This is a genomic window from Pedobacter sp. Bi27, assembly GCF_918698255.1.
Lineage (GTDB): Bacteria > Bacteroidota > Bacteroidia > Sphingobacteriales > Sphingobacteriaceae > Pedobacter.
The window spans coordinates 95278-113892 of the sequence record NZ_CAKKMW010000003.1 but is presented as its reverse complement, the minus strand read 5'-3'; the positions used below and the strand labels follow the sequence as shown (position 1 = coordinate 113892).

Genomic DNA, 18615 nt, shown 5'->3' with positions numbered 1-18615 from the left:
TTCTTTATGCATTTATTTCTGCTATTTTATCTTTCACCTTATCGGCTACACCTGTAGCTTTATCTGTTAAACCCGCTAATTTTTCTTTTGAAGCGTCTAATAGATCAGCAAAAAAATCTGATACTTTACCTTTTAAATCGCTTGTCGAATCTGAAGATAATGCCAATGCGATTGTTGCACCAAGTGCTGCTCCAGCTAATACGCCTACTATAATTTTTGTTTCCTTTGTCATAACTTTATTCTTTAAATAATTAAACATTAATTGGCACTTGTTGTTTTGCTTTTATTACAACATAAATCATTCCATTTAAATGAAGCACATTTTTTTTATCGATCTAGACAATACCATTTATTTTACCAAACCAAATGAAGAACAGTTAATGGGTGAGTTATACAATTTCCTGGAAAGTTTGGATTTAGGGATCAGTAAAGAAGATTTTCAGCTTGCAAAACAAGACATGCTTAGAACACCTTTTCAAAAAGTGGCCAAAAAATATGGCTTTAGCGAAGAATTAATGCCCGATATACTTGCTTATTTGCAAAACCGCCAGGTAACGAAACCCTTAAACCCAAGTGATGATTATCATTACATTAAAAGTCTTAAAGGCCGGAAATTTATTGTAACGGCAGGTTTCACGAAACAGCAAACCTCAAAAGTAAAGATGTTGGGCATTGCTGATGATTTTGAAGCCGTACATGTTGTGGATGTTTCGACCACCAATAAAAAGGAAGCTTTTAAATTATTGATTGATAAATACACCTTAAACACGGATGATATTTTAATTATAGGTGATGATGCAGAATCGGAAATTAAATTTGGTCTGGAACTCGGGATAGCTACTTTTTTACTCGATCCCGAAAACCTGCACCCAAATGCAGAAAGTACTTTTAGGGGAACTGATTTAAGTGGCCTTCATGCAGCGGCGGAACAATAATCTAAACCATATTTTTCTTGTTGTGTCACCCTGAGGGGTAATTTAAAAGTCGATATAAACGATTTTTTTTGCAAATGATTGGCTGCGAGGAGTCGTCATTCCAACTCGATTGGGAATCTTAATGCACTCGCTAGTAGCGATAGTTGTAAGATTGCTTCGTGCCTCGCAATGACGACCTATCTATTCTATTAGGAGAGCGGTTTTCTGCAACTATTTAGGTTCCCTCCCGCTTTCCGTTTTATCCCGATGAAGGATCGGGATGTTCACTTCAATCGGGTCTAAGTGGCTCTTAAGTGGTGCTATTTTTGGCTGGGTGCTTAGCTGAACAAACTTTGTTTCTAAACCTGGTAGCAGCGGCAGCCTCCGATCTTTCATCGGAGCTATAGCGGATAACGGGACTGCTGTTCCCAAAGCAATACTGAATGTTCATTTCCAAAACAGTAGAATGAACAAATCCTTACTTCTTATTTTAAGATTACAAAGTATATAAAATAAAAAAGTCCCGATTTTCATCGGGACTTATCAATCTATCCTCTACCACCCCTTGATGGTCTTCCTCCTTCAGAGCCGCTTCTTTCACCACCTCTTTGTTGCTGTTGTTGTGGTGCTTCCGTTCTTCTTTGTTCTTGTCTTTGTTGCATTTGTTGCTGCTGCTGCTGTGCTCTTTGTTGTTGAGCCTGGGCATCACGCTGTGCACGTTCCTGCTGTTGTTGCTGTGCTTGTTGTGCACGTTGCTGTTGCATCTGCTCATTACGTTGCGCTCTTTCTTGTTGCTGAGCCTGAGCCTGCTGCGCACGTTGTTGTTGCATTTGCTCATTTCTTTGCTGTTGCATCTGTGCATCTCGTTGAGTCCTTTCCTGTTGCTGCGCCTGCGCTTGTTGTGAACGTTGCTGTTGCATCTGCTCATTACGTTGCGCTCTTTCTTGTTGCTGAGCCTGAGCCTGCTGCGCACGTTGTTGTTGCATTTGCTCATTTCTTTGCTGTTGCATCTGTGCATCTCGTTGAGTCCTTTCCTGTTGCTGCGCCTGCGCTTGTTGTGAACGTTGCTGTTGCATCTGCTCATTACGCTGTTGCTGTGCCTGAGCATCACGTTGCGTACGCTGTTGCTGAAATTGCTCATTACGCTGTGCCCTTTGTTGCTCCATTTGAGCCGCACGTTGCTGTTGGTCTGCCTGGCCACGTTGCTGGCTTTGAGCATCGCGCTGTGTACGTTGCTGATCCTGGCTCATACGGTCTTGCTGTGTACGCTGCTGTCTCATCTGCTCCAAACGTTGCTGATCCTGACCGCGGTTTACATTTTCCTGTCCGTTTCTTCCGTCTATACCATTGGTATTGCCACGGCTAACACGTCCATTAGCATCTCTATTATAACCTTCGCCTCTGTTATTAGGCTGATTATTATTATCTCTGCCTATAGTGCCGTTGTTCCTATCAGGTTGCCCGGTACGGTTATCTCCTCTGGATCCAAAACGGTTATCGTTATTATTGCTATTACCGCCTCTTTGATCGCGGTTGGTATAACCTTCATTCCTTCCACCCCTGCTAATGCCAGCATTACCCTGCTCAAATTTTCTTGGTGCTGCACTACGGTTATCAGCATTACGCTCTGGTCTAGGTCTGTAAATAGAAACCTCTCTACCACCAACCCTACTTGCGCCAGGTCTTGAACTTTGCGCATATCTGTAAACAGTTACATCCCTATTGGTTGCACGTCTGATATCTTCTACCCTTGGGCCACCATAATAGGTTCTTCTGTTATAAACATAAGTATTATTGATAATGGTGGTATTGCGGATATATACATTATTGCGCCCGTAATCATATCTTGGGAATACATTGATATAGATATTACGCTGTGGAATAAAGTTCCAACAGAATTCTGGCACAGAATAACGACGGCCAAAGCTCAGATTTATACTAATACTTGGCGCCATTGGAGCCCATCCGTAATAACCATCTCCACTTCTCCAATCTACCCAGGCTGGCCCCCAATTGGTATCAGGTAACCAGATCCATTGTCTGTAACTGTTAATTACCCAACGACCGTAGTGGAAAGGTGCCCAGCCCCAGTCGTAATTGGAAACCCAGGTATTACCGTATTCGGTCATCGCCCAACGTCCGTTTGTATAATATGGCCGAAATTCGCTTTGATCTACATCAGGGCGCCAAACATATCCATATTGAGGATCTTGTATCCAGGTACCATAAGGCGAAAGTTCATCGTAAAAAGTCTGTAAAGAAACATTGCCAGTGCTATAACCATCGTCCTGGTAATCGTTTTGATAGTCTTGTGCCCTGACAAGGGTTGTGGTTCCGGCAAGGAGCGCAAATAGCCCCAGCACAAGTGCCGTAGATTTCAGTGTTTTCATTTGTGTGTTTTATTTTAATAACCTAATGTGTGTGTATCAATTAGAGAACCAAAACTGCAGAAGGTTTAATATGCATGCATAGTTTCTGTGTTTTCCTTCAAATATTGCCCTATGAGGCATATTTAACTAATATTTAACGTTTTAAGCACATTTTAATTGTGCAGAAAATAAGTCAGTTTGAAATAAAATTTGCTACACCTTTGTTCACAAAAGAGATTATATTGCCAGTACTGTAAACTTTAGAACTTAAATTCTATTTATTGTGAGTATTTTTGTAGCATGCAAAAAGGCACTTTATACCTTATTCCCGTACCATTGGCTGAAGAGGTAGCACATAAAACTTTTACCCCTTATTTGGTTGATACCATTAACCAGATTGATACTTACATTGTAGAAAACAGTAAGACAGCCCGTCGGTTTTTGAAAGAGGCTGGTTTAAAAACACCACAAAAAGATTTGATCGTACACGATTATGGCAAACATAACCGGACAGATTTAGGTCAGTTTTTTGTTGAGCTTGCTGCTGGAAAAGATGTAGGCTTAATGAGCGAAGCCGGTTGCCCGGGCATTGCTGATCCTGGAGCTGATATTGTTGCCGAAGCACATAAACGCGGCATTAAAGTGGTGCCATTGGTAGGCCCAAGTTCAATTTTGCTGGCTTTAATGGCCTCAGGTTTTAACGGCCAGAGTTTTGCCTTTTGGGGTTATTTACCGATCGATAAAGAGCAACGTACCAAACGGATTAAAGATTTAGATTTATCGGCAAGCCGTTATAAACAAACACAGATATTCATCGAAACCCCTTTCCGGAACAACCAGCTTTTTGAAGAAGTGCTGAAAAGCTGCAAACCTAATACGCAGGTTTGTGTAGCCAGCAATCTTACTGCAGAAGATGAATTTATTAAAACTCAAAGTGTTTATAATTGGCGCAAAGAAGAAATAGATCTTCATAAACAGCCTACGATATTTTTGTTGTACTAAGTTCTTTGGCCGAGTGTCATTCCCTCGAAGGAGGGAACCACGATTGCTCAGCGAAGCTAATCTTAAGGCCTATTGCATTACGATTCCCAATTAAGTTGGGAATGACGGGCTACGCCATGAGAAATATTGAATTTCAAAAAATCAAAACATATCCGATTATACATTGGTTGTTATCATAGCGCTTTGCAATTTATTGACTAAATCTTTGAGTTATGAAAAATACGAGCACACCAAAAAACAATCCAACGGTTCAGGGCAGTTCAATAGCTGACCGGGCTAACCACGATGTTAAAACAGATAAAAAAATCCAGGGAATAACCAATGGAGGCGGCCAACGGTCAGATCAAACTTCCAACAAGGACAATCAAAGAAAATACGATAATAAAAAATAATAGTAGGTAGCTACTATACCAAAAAGGCTTGTCGGAGATCCATATTAAATGAGATTTTCCGACAAGCCTTTATTTTAACAAATGGTATTTTATTTCGCCATTACATTATAGAAATTATAATCCGTCATAGGGGCACCTGTTATTCCTAAATTATGGCAAATGGTAATGATCTGGCCACGATGGTAGGTACTGTGGTTGAAAACATGTAACACATATTCAAAATTCTGAAAGTCGGAAGTAAACCAAGGGCTTTGAATTTCTGTTTTCTCATTAAATCTATCTTCACTGATTGCAGTAATATAAACGGCTAAGTTTTCTGACTGTTTCAACAGCGCATTAAAAATATCATTCAAACTTCCATATTCGCGAAATTCGAATTCGGTTTTAGTGAGAATCGAATACCAATACTCCTGTGCCTGCAAAATATGGGCAAGCGTTAACTTCACACTTTTAAAACTCGATAATACTTCCTGCTCCAATAATTCTTCCGGATGATTTTTTAACCAATTTACCAAGGTTAAATTTGCCCAGAAATTATAGTTTGCATAATTTTTCATTAAATACACAAGGGAAGTTTCTTCCATTGTTTCTGCGAATAATTGTTCCTGTACCATGTCTTTTTTGTTTTAGTTACACAAAGAAAACACAGGCGACTGACAACCCTATGGCAGTGTAAAAATCAACATAAAAATATTTTTAAAATGAAGTGTTTTCTTCATTTCAGTTTACATTTCCATGTATTTTCCCTCTTACCTGATCATCCTGTCAGGAGAAAAAGCAATAAAATATTCTGATCCGGTTTGGATACTAACATTAAGATCTGGCACATTAATTTTAGGTTGTTCCTTAAGCTGCGATAATACGCTTGCTGCAAAATCATGTATCTTTTTTGGGTCTACCTGAACAGAAACCGTAGGGAAGAAATCGTGCTCTATTTCTGCCTTTCCCTGCTCACTTACCTGGCTGAACTTCCACGATTCTTTGGCCCGAAAACCATTTTCGTTGTTGGCATTGTTTAAATGATATAAAAACACTTTCGCCTGTAAGGCTATACTCTCATTTTGCATATTATAAAATTTGGGCTTTTTTGGCCATAATTTGGCAAGGTAAGAAGAATTAACCGGTAGTATGTTTTTTTTGGTTGGTAAGCGACATGGAATGAGTCTTGTTTTTCTTTGACAACTCTTATTTAACTAAAATATTATCGATAAAACAGATTGTTGATGTAAATTTTCAAATACAAACATAACTTTAAAACATTACAAAGCATATTAATTAAGTTTTCGTGTAAAATTATCCTGCAGCCAAAATTAATGTAACAAGTTCTGTTACATTTGTTTATCAGCTCCGAAAGGACTTAACTAACTTAAACTTCATGAAAAATAATCTAAAAAAGATTGCCATCGTTGCCATGGTGGCAGTGGTAATTGCAGCCTGTAAAAAAAATCAGGAATCGATTACTGAGCCTCAAGAAACAGTAAAAAATTCAGACAAAGTTTTGCAGTACATTAAAGACCTGGGCTTCCCTGCAACAAGTATTGTTGATAATGGAAATGAATTTATCGTAGAAGAAGATATTACATTCCCTAAAAACATGGAAATCCCTGCTTATGGCGCAGGAGCTAAAACGGAACAGTATTATACTGGAAGCATTGTAAACAGCACTAAAAAGCTAAACATTAGAATTTTTGTAGATCCGTCTATGACTTCTATGAGCAGCGAGATCAATAGTGCTATTGCGCAATGGAACGCTGTTCCAAATTCCACTTTGCGCTTCAGCACCGTAACTACAGCCCCTTATGACATCCTGATAAAAGATGAAAATTTAGGAAATGGTGTTTGTGGCTCAGGGCAATTCCCATCTGGCGGAAGTGCAGGTGCTTTGGTTAGAATCAATAAAAACTATATTGCAGGCAATTCATTTGCGCAACGTGCAAGAACAATATGCCATGAATTTGGTCATAATATTTCCTTACGTCATACAAATTGGTCAGCTCAGGGCGAATCTACAGCTACAAATGTTCCTGGTGTTACCGGAACAGATGCCTTATCTCTTATGAATGGCGGCCAATGTGGATCAGGTGCCACTGTATTATCAACAAAAGATAAAAATGCTGTTGCAGCATTATATTAAATTTACGAAAAACAACTAAACAAACCTAAACTGGTCTATAAGGAGCTGATAATTAACAAGCCCGGGAACTCATTGTAGCACCCGGGCTTATTCTTTTGATAGGGCAATAATGTCTTTTCCTTCTAAAATCCTCCGCTCGCCATTATGGCTTAAAGTATTAATCATGGCATTGCCCAGTTCGGCCATGGTGCAAAACCCGCCTGGATAAACGGCCCTTCCAATCGGAAATAACCAATTAATATATTTATAAAATTTGTGCGCGTACTTCTGTTCTGGTAGCGGCTTAATAAAACCCGGGCGAAAATTAAACACCTGCCCGAAAGGCAATCTCATTAAATCACGCTCTGTTTTACCTTTCACCTGTGCCCATTTCAACCGTCCATTTTCATTGGTTCCCCCGCCAGAAACATAACAAAAAGTCATCCCCTCATTTAGCTTACTTAACGTTTCTGCAACATGCATGGTTAGCGTATAAGTCATTTTGTAATAGGTAGCATTATCAACACCTACTGAAGTAATCCCCAAACAAAAGAAACAGGCATTATAACCTGAAAGTTGTTCTTCAATCGGCGAAAAATCGAAAAAATCGGGATGGATAATCTCCTTAAGCTTTGGATGGCTATAACCACATGGCTTGCGGTTAATCACTAAAACAGTATCAATTTCAGGGCAGTTTAGGCACTGCATTAACACCCCTTCGCCAACCATTCCTGTGGCACCGGTTATGATTACATTATTCTGATCTCTGGCTTTTCCCATGAATTTGATACTTTTTAATAAAACGGTTGTAAGGTAGTCTTTGTTTGGGAACTATAAAATCGGATACATTTCTTTAAAAATAAAAAAGACTGAACCGAATGGAAATTGTTAGTCCATTAGCGGTACAGCCTCTTTTTATAACTACTAAATGTTAATATCCGGGGTTTTGTGTTAGATTTGGATTACCGATTTGATTTTCTGGAATCGGGAAAAGCAGGTATTTTGCCTCACTAGCAGGTTTCTCCTGCCAAGCGGCCAGGAATTTCCCAAAACGGATTAGATCCTGTCTTCTAAAACTTTCCCAGTACAGTTCACGGCCACGTTCATCCAATAAAATATCCAATGTTAAGCCAGGCAGAATGGAAGCCCCCCTTACCGTTCTGATCGAATTCACAATAGTCAATGCTGCAGCAGGTTGCGCGGTTCTTAACTGTGCTTCGGCTTTCATTAATAACACATCCGCATAGCGGAAATAAACCCAATCATTATCAGGCTTTTTAGATCCTGAATTGGCATAATCAATCGGATATTTGATCACCCGGATACCCGCCACTTCCAAATGGTTCGGGTCTCTTTCTACAATGCTTACCTCGGGTGTAAAGGCTAAAGGATTACCTTTTCTATCTTTTAAAGACTCTCCTTTCCCATTTACTTGTTGACCAACCAAAAACCCCACCCGAACACCAGCAACTTCAGTCTGGCCGGCATAAGGCCCGCCTCTTCTTTTGTCAGTTGCTTCAAATTTTGAATAGAAGTTGGATAAGGTACAGAAACCGTTATAACCACTTGGATCTTGGTTATAATGTGTGGTACATTTCCACTGACCATCTAAGTCGCTGCCATTTACACCACCTATATTTTGAGCGGTAAAAATATTCTCTTTCGAAAGATGATTCGTTGGCGAAAAATTATCAAAATAGTTTGGCGTTAATACGTAACCTCCTGCGCCTATTTCATCGGCAAGAGAAATTACTTTAGCCATGTCTGCAGCATCGAAAGTTGGCGCGCTGCGATTTAAGAAAGCGCCTTTATTGAGATAAATTTTCATTAAAAGCGTTCTGGCTGCATTCTTATTGGCAACATTTGCCGGACCGTCTGGTAAATTCGGAATAATTGCATTTAGCTCACTAATGAGGTAGGCAATTTCATCAGCTGCATTCCTCACGCGCGAGGGTTTGGTAACACCTTCACCGGGATCGCGGTACGGAACCTGCCCCCAGCCATCCAAAACAGAAAATTGAGAAAATGCCCGTAAAAAACGGGCCTGTGCGGCTTGATCAGCAGTTGGCCCCGCATTTAAAACACTTGTTGCTACATAAGAGATACTATTTAAATCCCTAAAAACATCCGATATCCGGCTATGATCCGGAGCCCATTTATGCAAATGCAATGAACGCCAGGCGCCGTTATCGTCCCAATCGCCTGCACGTGTAGGCACAATAATTTCATCTGATGTTACTTCCTGTAAAGCAGACCAGTTCCATGGGGCCTGGTAAGGGCCGATCATTGCAGCATAAGTAGCGCCAAGTACGCCGGCAACATTGCCCGATGATACGGCTCCACTGCCAACCTGGCCATTCAGGCCCTCATCTAACTTGGTACAGCCAGAAAAACTCATGGCAGCCATCGCAAAAGCGAGAATATATTTATTTTTCATGTTGTTATAATTAAAAGCTTAAAGAGAAAAGTTAACACCAAAATTGAAAGTCCTGGCCGTTGGATAAGCCGTATAATCTATACCTGCCGAAGGAACCCCGCTTATACCTTTGTTCACATTCACTTCAGGATCAAAACCTGTGTATTTGGTAATCACGAATAGATTTTGTCCGTTAACATAAATATTTAGCGATTTGATTGTTTTACCAATATTGCCAATGTTGTAATTGAGGGTTGCATTGGCCAGTTTTAGGTAATCGCCCTTTTCGATATATCTCGATGAAGCCGCAATTGGATTGGCAAGCGATTCGGTAATCGGCTGGTTAACCAAGGCAGCAGAAATATTTCTTTGCGCGCCCAAATTAGATATCGCCAATACTGAGTTTGCGGTATTGTTGTAAATATCCTGACCAAATGAACCATTAAAGTTTGCTGTTAGTGAGAACTTTTTATACCTCAGGTTTGTACTCAGTCCCAAAATCACTTTCGGATTGGGGTTGCCTACATAATAAGTGGTAAAACCATCATCGGTATAAATCGAAAATCCGTTTGCATCTAAGCCATTATATTGGCGGGTAACCATCGCAAACAAAGGCAAACCGTTTTGGATCACCTCAGTAGTTACACCACTCAAACCTTGTCCGTTCAACGAACCCGTTTTAATAATGCTAGTGATGTTCTGCACTTTATTGTTGATAAAAGTAGCATTACCGCCTAAGCTCCATGTGAAGTTGTCTTTATCGATCAGTATACCGTTTAAGGTTAATTCTAAGCCCTTATTGATAATCTGGCCCGGTAAATTTACCCAGGTAGGCACATTGCCTCCAACTGCAGGAGAGAATGAGATCTGTGGAAACAGTAAATCGTTGGTTGTTTTATTGAAATAATCTATTGATCCTGTTAGCCTGCTTTTAAACAGTCCAAAGTCAATCCCAATATTGGTCTGTTTATCCGATTGCCATTTTAAATCAGCATTTTCATTGTTGATTGGGGTTAGGATTGGTGAGCCATTTGCATTCCCAAAATCGTAACGGAGCTGTGCAGAACCGGATGGAAAATCCTGGTTACCAGTTTTACCATAACCAACCCGTAATTTTAACTGATCCAGCCATGCAGTATTGGCCATGAAATTTTCTTTCCTAATATCCCAGGCTGCTGCAAAAGAAGGGAAGTAACCATAACGGTTCGATTTACCAAATTTAGTTGAACCATCTGCCCTGAAGGTAGCCGTTAAAATATACCTGTTGTCGTAATTAAAAATTGCTCTTGCAAAATATGACTGTAACTCTGTTGTAGGGTTGTTGAAAGTAGAAAACGTACGGTTAGCGGGCGATGTTGTTTGAAAAGCATCTGTATAATCAGCGGCTATATCGCCAAAACCCGTTGCGGTATTGGTTGCGCCTTTGTTGATAAAATTCGAATATTCATAACCCAAGATTGCGTTTAGATTTAACTTAGAAACAATCTCTTTGTTGAAATTTAAGGTATTAGTAAACTGTTGGGTAATCAGCTCGTTATTGGAGTAACTGGCATATCCGCCCAGAAAAGTTCCCGATGGCTGGATACCCTGCAGATTTAACGTACTTCTGGTAGAAGCTCTTCTGATACCGGTACTGTAATTAACGCTGGCCAGCATGCGGTATTCTAACCAGGGTGTAATTTTATAGTATGGTGAAACACTTCCTAAAATCGTCGAAACTTTCGATTTATCGTTATTTGCGGCCAAGGCTGCCAAAGGGTTGATGGTGGTAGAACCGTAATCGATAAATAAACTTCCATCGGGATTATAAAAAGACTGTGTGGGGTTCCACGATAGTGCCTGAGAAATTAAACTTCCCGTGAAACCTGCATCAGTAGTAATTGGGGCTACACTTTCCAGGTACTGGTTGCTGATCATGTTAATGTCTAGTCCCAGCTTTTTACTTTCCAAAAATTTGAAATTACCGTTAAAGGCTGCACTGTATTTTTTAAAATCGGTTGTTTTGATAATCCCCTGCTGGTCTTGATAACCGAGTGAAGCGCGGAAGGTATTGCCGTTGGTGCCACCGCTTATGCCAACTGAGTAATTTTGGTTGTACGCAGTTCTGGTAATCGCATCCAATGCATCAACACTGGTACCGAAGTTACCTGTGTTAAGGTTATATTTCGATAATGCTGCACGGTACTCATCGCCCGTTAAAACATCAACTTTTTTAGCAATATTGCTTATACCTGCCGAGGCGCTTACATCAATTTTGGTTTCTCCAGATTTGCCTCTTTTAGTGGTAATCAAAACAACACCATAAGCAGCACGCGAACCATAAATTGCCGTAGCCGATGCATCTTTCAATATCTCCATCGACTCGATATCGGCCGGATTGATAAAGTTTAAAGGATTGCCATCGGGCGCTGTACCGATACCGGCGCTTGTTGATGGCCTGGCCGATCTTCCGTCAAGTGCTACCCCATCTACTACATAAAGGGGCTGCCCTGTTCCGGTAATGGCAGAATTACCCCTTATCCGAACGGTAGAGGCACCACCCGGTTGCCCACTGTTATTGATCATTTGTACACCCGCAACTTTACCCTGTATCAATTGATCTGGCGCATTTAACGGGCCTTTATTAAAATCTTTGGCCGATACGGTTGTTGCGGCACCTGTTAAATCATTTTTTCTAACAGATGCATAACCGATAACCACAACAGCTTCAAGGTTATTGAGCGAACTTAAAGTAATGTTAAGCAGGGTTTGATTGTTGATACTTACCGTTTGCGACTCGTAACCTACAAAGCTTACTGTTAGCCGGCTTGTTCCGTTTGGGGCAGTGATTTGGTACTTACCCTCTGCGTCGCTTTGTGTTTTGGTGTTTGTACCCGTTATCTGCAAGGTTGCGCCGGCTAAAGGCGTTTTATCGGTATCGTATATAATACCTTTTACAGTGATCTGGGCAAAGGCTGCCGTACTGGATAAAAGTATTAAGAAACTTAAACTGATGAGTTTGTTTAGTGAATACAATTTCTGTTTCAAAGACAAAACAGACCAATTGCCTGGTAAAATGATGTTCATAGTGATTTATTATAATTGGTTAGAAATTAGGCTTTTAAGAGATTTATACTGGAATTTAGGGCGGAGTCTTTTTCATGGTTTTCGGTTTTATGTTGATATTTACTTGATTACACTGCAATTGATGACTGGCGCCAATGAATGGCTCCATTGGTAAATGCCCGCTCTGGATTGGGCAATTCAAAATTTCTGGGATCGTTCCCGACATTTATGACAACAAAACAATAAGCTATTTTTAGCTCATATCTGTCCCAATTTATGGGCAAATAGGACTCAGCAAGCATATTTTGGTAATTGTCAACACGATTTCGATGGCCTTTAAAACTTATCTTGTTAAGGCAATAAACTACGGCATCTTTCTGCCAGGCTGGTATTTTTGTTTTTGTATATATTATATTTTTGAATACGGGCCGCAGCTGGCCGGTAATGACAGAGAATGGAGGATATAAAATGATGAACAGTTCAGGTTGTTCCATAATTTTTGATACAATAAGCCCGGTCCATATCATGGCTCCAAAGCTACTGTCATTTAGTTTAGCACTAGGTTAATGTAATGATTAATCGTCAACAGCAAATAGTTAAACCTACGCGCAATATTGACTTTATAGTATGAATATAAGCTATAAATCATACAAAACCATAAAATTTGAAATTATTTATAGCGATAAATTGCCCAATGTATCCGTTATGGGCCGAAAGAACTGATATAAGGATTGCGACATGACGCCTGTTTTAAGCCGGAATAACAGTTAAAAGATATAACTGTTGAAACCCACAAAAACTACAACTCAAGAAATAGCTGATCAAAAAGCTTAGTCGATAGTTAAGAAAGGAGGGTATTGGCCAATTGGCCTGATCGAGGAGATTTAAGTAACCTCTCTACTCGTGCATTTAAATTATAAATGGATCTTTAAAAAGGTGGTGGATATATTTCAGAAATTCTGTTTCACAAAACATAACTGAAGAATCTATTTTAATGGAGAGCGGATCTGGGTGATGTTAAAACATTGAGGCTATATGTAGTTATACATACAGCCTCAAAAAAAATTATCTTGCTGAAGGACCTTTCATTTGATAGTCTTTAGGTGGTTCTGCTCCTAAAAGATGCTGTACAAAGTAATCCCAACGGCGACGCGTCATATAAGGTGAGTATTCGCCATAGCCATGTGCACTATTTGGAAAAATAACCAGATCGAAAGATTTATTTGCTTTTTCTAATGCCTCCACTACTAATAGCGTGTTGTAAGGCGGTACATTATCATCCATCATACCATGAACCAACATCAGTTTTCCCTTTAGGTTTTTAGCATAGTTCTGGTTGGCCTGTGCTTCATAATCAGCATTTTCTACTAAACCATTGTAACGTTCGCCCCAATCGTCCTCGTAGTTTCTGTTATCATGATTACCTGATTCGGAAATTCCTACTTTAAAGAAATCCGGATAACGGAACATGGCCGCAGCAGTCGCAAAACCTCCGCCCGAGTGCCCCCAGATACCTACTTTTGTCGTATCAATGGGATATTTAGCAGCGAGCTGCCTGATAGCCGCAATCTGATCAGGCAAAGTATTCTCAGCCATATTGCCATAGCTCATATCATGAAAACTTTTAGAGCGGTCTGGATTACTGGTTCCTTCTATTACCACAACGATAAAGCCCAGCTCGGCCAAAGCCTGATTATCACCCCGTGAAGCAGCGAAAGACCAACTACCTACGCTACCGCCCTGAGGACCTGGATAAATATAATCAATTACCGGATATTTCTGCCCTGCATCCATTTTTGTTGGTGTGAAAACCAGTCCGTAGATATCGGTTTTACCATCTTTGGCTTTAACAGAAACCGGGACAGGTGCTTTCCAGCCTGTAGCAGTTAACCTGGATACATCTGTTTTCTCTAAGGTGTTGATCAGTTTACTGCTGATACTTCTTAAAACCGTAACGGCTGGTACATCTGGCTGCGAATAAGTGTCTACAAAATATTCGAACGTTGGAGAAAATACCACCTGATGGTTACCTTCTTCAGGGGTTAACAATGCTAAATTTTTTCCGTCGAAACCGATTTTGTATAAATGACTAAAATAAGGATTGCCTTTTTCCCGGCCGTTAGCCATGAAGTAAAGCGTGCGTGTTTTTTCGTCTACTTTAACTAAACGGGTAACCACGAAATCGCCTTTGGTAATCTGGTTCTTCAATTTTCCGTTGGTAGCATCATATAAATATAAATGGCCCCAGTTATCTCTTTCCGAATACCAGATAATCTCTTTAGATGCTGGAAGGTAACGCCAGTTGATGGTTCCCTGACCAGATTCGTACTGTGTTTTTACCGTTTCTTCGAAAACTTCGCGAACGGCCCCAGTTGTGGTATTGGCAATACGGAATTTTTCATTTTTATGATCGCGGGAGGTAGACAAAAATGCCACTTCAGTGCCATCGGCTTTCCAATCGATATCATCAAAAGTACCACTGCTCGAAATATCATCGCTTAAGGTAGCGCGGTGTTGATCTGCAGGGATGTTTAACGAAACCATCTTTGCGTTTTCAACATCAATCACAACTCTTCTAATGGTTGCAATCTGTTTATCGCCAGGTAAAGGATATTTCCAGGCTTTTAATATTGGCGCACCCACATTCGTGGTTACCAGATACATATCTTTTGAGTTTCTTTGGTCTTGTTGAAAAGTGGCTATCTTTTTCGAATCTGGCGACCAGCGCAAAATTGGTGCATCGCTATGTTTCCATCCCGCATTATCGGTAGCATAACCATAATCTTTAATACCATCACTAGTCAATTGTGTTAATTTTCCAGTGGCTACCTCTTTAACAAAAAGGTTATAATCTTTAATTAAAATGGCTTTTTTCCCATCGGGAGATAGAACTTCATTCCGGCTGGCTCCACGACGCGGTGGCGTTGCACTGCTTTTATAATCGGTAGTTAAAGTTTTTGTTTTCTTTACCGGATCTACCAAAAAAGTCTGTTCAATACCATTGGTTTTAGTCGTGTACCAGAATTTATCGCCGTCCAGCCAGTTAGGTTGCACGCTGGCATTGTCGATATACTTTGCAGTATTATAGCCCATAAAACTTTCCGCCCTTTCATAATCTTTAACGGTTAAAGCCTTCTGCTGGGCATTTGCTGTAATGGCCAAAGTACAAGCCGTTACGGTAAGCCAATATTTATTCATCATGTTAGTTAATCTTGCGCTAAAAATAAGACTGTTTTAGGAAATGGCAGGTATTAATCTTGATATAATTTCCATGATGTATCGTTCTATTAACCGCAAAGGGCCCAAAGAGAAAAAGCAAATGGCAAAAGTTTGATTTTTTCTTTTTTACACAATCCACTCCACACCTCGTATTAACATCACCATCCATCTTTTTAAAGATCCTTCACTGCGTTCAGAATGACAAATCACAAGTTCGGCTGCGAACGCTAGACTTTGGACTAATTGATCAGCTAATCCGCTCCAAAACCTCCACGCTAAACGCCCAACTCAAGATAAATTGACTCCGGACTAAAGATTTCAGACTTATTTATAAAATCTCCACATACCCATGCGTTCCGTTCAATCTGATCCGCTGCCCGTCTTTGATCAGTTTGGTGGCATTTTCCACGCCGACCACCGCCGGCAGTCCATATTCTCTTGCAATTACAGCGCCATGTGTCATTAATCCACCAACTTCTGTAATCAGGCCTTTTATTGAGACGAACAATGGCGTCCAGCTGGGATCTGTAAATGGGGTAACCAGTATATCTCCATCTTCCAGATCAGCATCTTCCATGTTTAGGATTACGCGTGCCCGTCCTTCAATCATTCCTGAAGAAACCGCTAAACCCACAATGGCCTCTGCCGGAAGGTTATCGCGATTGTATTTACCTGTAATAACTTCGCCATCAGAGGTAATTACCCGTGGCGGCGTAAGTTTTTCGTGTTTGCCATACTCTTCTTTTCGTTCAGCAATAAACTGGTAATCAACCTTATGTGCACGTACCACTTCACGAAGTTCTTCAAAAGTGAGGTAATAGCTATCTTTCATTTCATGAAACACATGAGCATCTATGAGTTTTTCGACTTCTTTTAGTAAAGCCTCCTTATAAACAAAAAAGCGGTTAACAATGCCATATTTAGGATATTCACGATAACCCGCAAAATTTCTGAGCAGACTAATCATTTGCTTTGTTTCCAGGGCTTTTTGTTCACCGCCTGGTAAAGGAGCCAATCTACCTAATAATTCATTTTCCTTTTTTAAAGCTTCCTGTTTCCCCTGCTCAAATTTTCGTTTACCAGCATTGGGCTCAAAGTTTTTGATATTGCTAAGGATTAAGGGAATTAATATCGATGGTTTTTCGCTCCAGCGTGTGTTCGTAATATCAATTTCTCCTGCACACCGCATTCCGTATTTTTCGAGATATGCGTAGATTGCATTCCGCGTCTCCTTTCCACCATCAAATTGAATCAGATCATCTAAAAAATTACCCTTCTTTGTCTCTTGTAAATAATTAATGAGCTCCGGATAAGGACGGATTACATCTGCAACATCCAATAGTGCCAGGCCCATTTCTGAAGTAATATTGTTGGGTGCCGACTGAGACAGTGTGTCTGCCGGATTTTTTTCACCCAACCATTCTTCCATCTTTTCATTGAGCCAGGACGAAGCATTCATCGCGGCTATGATCACTCCCATATGTTGCGAATCAAATATCATCTTCTTTGATTGTTCGATGTCTTCCAGAATAAAATCAAAAAGGTCCGGTCCTGATTTCGATTGGATATTTTGTTTTAGTGTTTCTACTGATGCCTCATTAGTTTTGATCAGACCAGCAACGATAGCAGGGTCGTTTCCTATTTGCGCTAAAATATCGGCAGCAGACAGGCCCTTAGTACTCTTGACCAGCACCGGTCTTTTTCCGTCATCTGGTAGTTGTTTTATAAAGTCGCCTCTTTCTGTAATCGTGATCAATGCATCTTTGATGAGCGGATCATGTTGTCCCATCGCATCTAATAAATTCGTCCTCCCAGTTGCGGTGGCCAAACTATCCGTTACATCTACAAACAACCTTCCTCCGGCTTTAAACATTGGCCTGGCTGCCCTTAACTGCCATAACGATAGCCCTAGTGGCTTCATGGCATCAGTCATCATTTGCTGATGGCCTACAGATATGTAAACATGGTTTCCCTGATCGTTCCCTTCGGGGATTGGGTATAATGTAGTGATTGGCCTGCTCTGCACAATATAAAGCTTACCATCAACCAAACACCATTCGATGTCTTGGGGATGGCCGAAGTGCTCCTCAATCTTTCTACCCAGCTGCTCAAGCTGTAAAATCTGTTCATCTGTAAGCACTTGACTATTTTGTTCTCCAGCTGAAAGCGCTTGAGATTTTGTACCACCATCCTTTAAGGCATAAATAGCCAGTTTCTTAGTTGATATTTTTTTATTGATAATTCTGCCGCTGCACACTTGATAATTATCAGCATTTACCAGGCCCGAAACCATGGCCTCTCCTAATCCAAAACTGGCATCAATAGACAACATTTTCCGATTTCCTGAAACCGGATCGGCAGTAAACAAAATTCCTGCAGCCTGAGGAAAAACCATTTTCTGCACAACGACAGCTAATTGCACTTTCCGATGGTCAAAACCGTTCTGGAGGCGATAAATTACCGCCCTATCGGTAAATAATGATGCCCAGCACTTGCTGATATGTTTTAAGATGGCTGTTTTTCCAATAGTGTTCAGGTAGGTATCCTGCTGACCTGCAAAAGATGCTGATGGGAGGTCTTCGGCAGTAGCGCTAGACCGCACAGCAAAGGCCTCATATTTGCCAGAACTGGCAAGATACCTTCCAATCTCTTGAACAATATCATCCGGAATGGATATGTTTTCAATAAGTGTCCTGATTTTGGCGCTGGTTTTATTAACCGCCTGCAGCTCTCCTGTTTTGAGCTGGCCCAACTCATCCAATAAACTGTTAAGTACATTATTGTTTCCTGTTATTTCTTTATAGGCTTCAGTGGTTATGCAAAAGCCATCGGGCACTTGTATTCCTTCAATTTTTGATAGTTCGCCAAGATTGGCGCCCTTCCCCCCAACTTCTAAAACATCAGACCTGTCGATTTCGTGAAAACCAATTACATAATTACCCATATTTTTCATGCTTTAATTTGATAGAAATTCTGTCCCTTTTAATCACATTTTTAAGGAACAGATCCAAAAATATAGGCTATAGCACTGGAAAACAACGTTTTTTAACTATAATTTTCCAAACGCAATAATGGTAGAAGCATTGGCGTTATCCTTACAACAAAGCGACAATAATTAAGATGAAATTATCCCGGTTTTTCCCCT

14 protein-coding genes are annotated in these 18615 nt (G+C 40.4%); 4 read left to right on the top strand and 10 right to left on the bottom strand.

The features are described from left to right. Positions 1 to 4: 4 nt before the first annotated feature. Complete coding sequence (locus tag LQ227_RS10615; protein WP_230146651.1) at positions 5 to 259, bottom strand: YtxH domain-containing protein; 255 nt, start codon at positions 257 to 259, stop codon at positions 5 to 7. A gap of 52 nt (positions 260 to 311) precedes the next feature. Here LQ227_RS10615 and LQ227_RS10610 point away from each other — a divergent pair, with 52 nt between their 5' ends. Continuing rightward, complete coding sequence (locus tag LQ227_RS10610) at positions 312 to 935, top strand: HAD family hydrolase (RefSeq protein ID WP_230144345.1); 624 nt, start codon at positions 312 to 314, stop codon at positions 933 to 935. Between the two features lie 527 nt (positions 936 to 1462). Here LQ227_RS10610 and LQ227_RS10605 read toward each other — a convergent pair. Then, positions 1463 to 3304: a DUF6600 domain-containing protein gene (locus LQ227_RS10605; protein ID WP_230149304.1), complete on the bottom strand. Its 1842-nt coding sequence runs from the start codon at positions 3302 to 3304 to the stop codon at positions 1463 to 1465. A gap of 279 nt (positions 3305 to 3583) precedes the next feature. On the opposite strand from LQ227_RS10605, the gene LQ227_RS10600 reads away from it, so the two are divergent. Beyond that, entirely contained in the window at positions 3584 to 4285 is a 702-nt protein-coding gene (locus LQ227_RS10600; RefSeq protein WP_029274984.1) for an SAM-dependent methyltransferase, read from the top strand. Between the two features lie 212 nt (positions 4286 to 4497). Next, positions 4498 to 4677 carry a hypothetical protein gene (locus LQ227_RS10595; protein WP_057931837.1) on the top strand — a complete coding sequence of 60 codons (180 nt, stop codon included), beginning with the start codon at positions 4498 to 4500 and terminating at the stop codon, positions 4675 to 4677. A gap of 89 nt (positions 4678 to 4766) precedes the next feature. Here the strand turns inward: LQ227_RS10595 and LQ227_RS10590 are convergent, their stop codons facing one another. Together LQ227_RS10590 and LQ227_RS10585 are read right to left on the bottom strand one after the other, a co-directional pair. Continuing rightward, the gene (locus tag LQ227_RS10590; RefSeq protein WP_051691638.1) at positions 4767 to 5291 is read right to left on the bottom strand and encodes a DinB family protein; all 525 of its coding nucleotides are present in this window, start codon (positions 5289 to 5291) and stop codon (positions 4767 to 4769) included. A 135-nt stretch (positions 5292 to 5426) separates the two neighbouring features. Next, positions 5427 to 5744 (bottom strand): hypothetical protein, encoded by a 318-nt coding sequence (locus tag LQ227_RS10585; protein ID WP_147303081.1) that lies wholly within the window; start codon positions 5742 to 5744, stop codon positions 5427 to 5429. Positions 5745 to 6052: 308 nt separating this feature from the next. Between LQ227_RS10585 and LQ227_RS10580 the strand changes: the two genes are divergently transcribed. Continuing rightward, positions 6053 to 6811 (top strand): M57 family metalloprotease, encoded by a 759-nt coding sequence (locus tag LQ227_RS10580; protein ID WP_230144343.1) that lies wholly within the window; start codon positions 6053 to 6055, stop codon positions 6809 to 6811. Between the two features lie 87 nt (positions 6812 to 6898). Here the strand turns inward: LQ227_RS10580 and LQ227_RS10575 are convergent, their stop codons facing one another. The 6 genes from LQ227_RS10575 to ppsA form a co-directional block, all read right to left on the bottom strand. Then, positions 6899 to 7570, bottom strand: coding sequence for an epimerase (locus tag LQ227_RS10575; protein ID WP_230149302.1), 672 nt, complete (start codon positions 7568 to 7570; stop codon positions 6899 to 6901). A 151-nt stretch (positions 7571 to 7721) separates the two neighbouring features. Beyond that, positions 7722 to 9227: a RagB/SusD family nutrient uptake outer membrane protein gene (locus LQ227_RS10570; RefSeq protein ID WP_230144341.1), complete on the bottom strand. Its 1506-nt coding sequence runs from the start codon at positions 9225 to 9227 to the stop codon at positions 7722 to 7724. A gap of 18 nt (positions 9228 to 9245) precedes the next feature. After that, on the bottom strand, positions 9246 to 12272 hold the full coding sequence (locus tag LQ227_RS10565; protein ID WP_230144340.1) for a SusC/RagA family TonB-linked outer membrane protein: 3027 nt from the start codon (positions 12270 to 12272) through the stop codon (positions 9246 to 9248). Positions 12273 to 12379: 107 nt separating this feature from the next. Further along, positions 12380 to 12745, bottom strand: coding sequence for a hypothetical protein (locus LQ227_RS10560; protein ID WP_230144339.1), 366 nt, complete (start codon positions 12743 to 12745; stop codon positions 12380 to 12382). Between the two features lie 571 nt (positions 12746 to 13316). Then, complete coding sequence (locus tag LQ227_RS10555; RefSeq protein WP_230144338.1) at positions 13317 to 15452, bottom strand: S9 family peptidase; 2136 nt, start codon at positions 15450 to 15452, stop codon at positions 13317 to 13319. Between the two features lie 346 nt (positions 15453 to 15798). Beyond that, complete coding sequence (gene ppsA, locus LQ227_RS10550) at positions 15799 to 18423, bottom strand: phosphoenolpyruvate synthase (RefSeq protein WP_230144337.1); 2625 nt, start codon at positions 18421 to 18423, stop codon at positions 15799 to 15801. Positions 18424 to 18615: the final 192 nt, after the last annotated feature.

Excerpts from the sequence above, each read along its gene's own strand:
- LQ227_RS10615 (WP_230146651.1), bottom strand. The coding sequence starts at position 259 with ATGTTTAATTATTTAAAGAATAAAGTTATGACAAAGGAAACAAAAATT.
- LQ227_RS10610 (WP_230144345.1), top strand. The coding sequence starts at position 312 with ATGAAGCACATTTTTTTTATCGATCTAGACAATACCATTTATTTTACC.
- LQ227_RS10605 (WP_230149304.1), bottom strand. The coding sequence starts at position 3,304 with ATGAAAACACTGAAATCTACGGCACTTGTGCTGGGGCTATTTGCGCTC.
- LQ227_RS10600 (WP_029274984.1), top strand. The coding sequence starts at position 3,584 with ATGCAAAAAGGCACTTTATACCTTATTCCCGTACCATTGGCTGAAGAG.
- LQ227_RS10595 (WP_057931837.1), top strand. The coding sequence starts at position 4,498 with ATGAAAAATACGAGCACACCAAAAAACAATCCAACGGTTCAGGGCAGT.
- LQ227_RS10590 (WP_051691638.1), bottom strand. The coding sequence starts at position 5,291 with ATGGTACAGGAACAATTATTCGCAGAAACAATGGAAGAAACTTCCCTT.
- LQ227_RS10585 (WP_147303081.1), bottom strand. The coding sequence starts at position 5,744 with ATGCAAAATGAGAGTATAGCCTTACAGGCGAAAGTGTTTTTATATCAT.
- LQ227_RS10580 (WP_230144343.1), top strand. The coding sequence starts at position 6,053 with ATGAAAAATAATCTAAAAAAGATTGCCATCGTTGCCATGGTGGCAGTG.
- LQ227_RS10575 (WP_230149302.1), bottom strand. The coding sequence starts at position 7,570 with ATGGGAAAAGCCAGAGATCAGAATAATGTAATCATAACCGGTGCCACA.
- LQ227_RS10570 (WP_230144341.1), bottom strand. The coding sequence starts at position 9,227 with ATGAAAAATAAATATATTCTCGCTTTTGCGATGGCTGCCATGAGTTTT.
- LQ227_RS10565 (WP_230144340.1), bottom strand. The coding sequence starts at position 12,272 with ATGAACATCATTTTACCAGGCAATTGGTCTGTTTTGTCTTTGAAACAG.
- LQ227_RS10560 (WP_230144339.1), bottom strand. The coding sequence starts at position 12,745 with ATGGAACAACCTGAACTGTTCATCATTTTATATCCTCCATTCTCTGTC.
- LQ227_RS10555 (WP_230144338.1), bottom strand. The coding sequence starts at position 15,452 with ATGATGAATAAATATTGGCTTACCGTAACGGCTTGTACTTTGGCCATT.
- ppsA (WP_230144337.1), bottom strand. The coding sequence starts at position 18,423 with ATGAAAAATATGGGTAATTATGTAATTGGTTTTCACGAAATCGACAGG.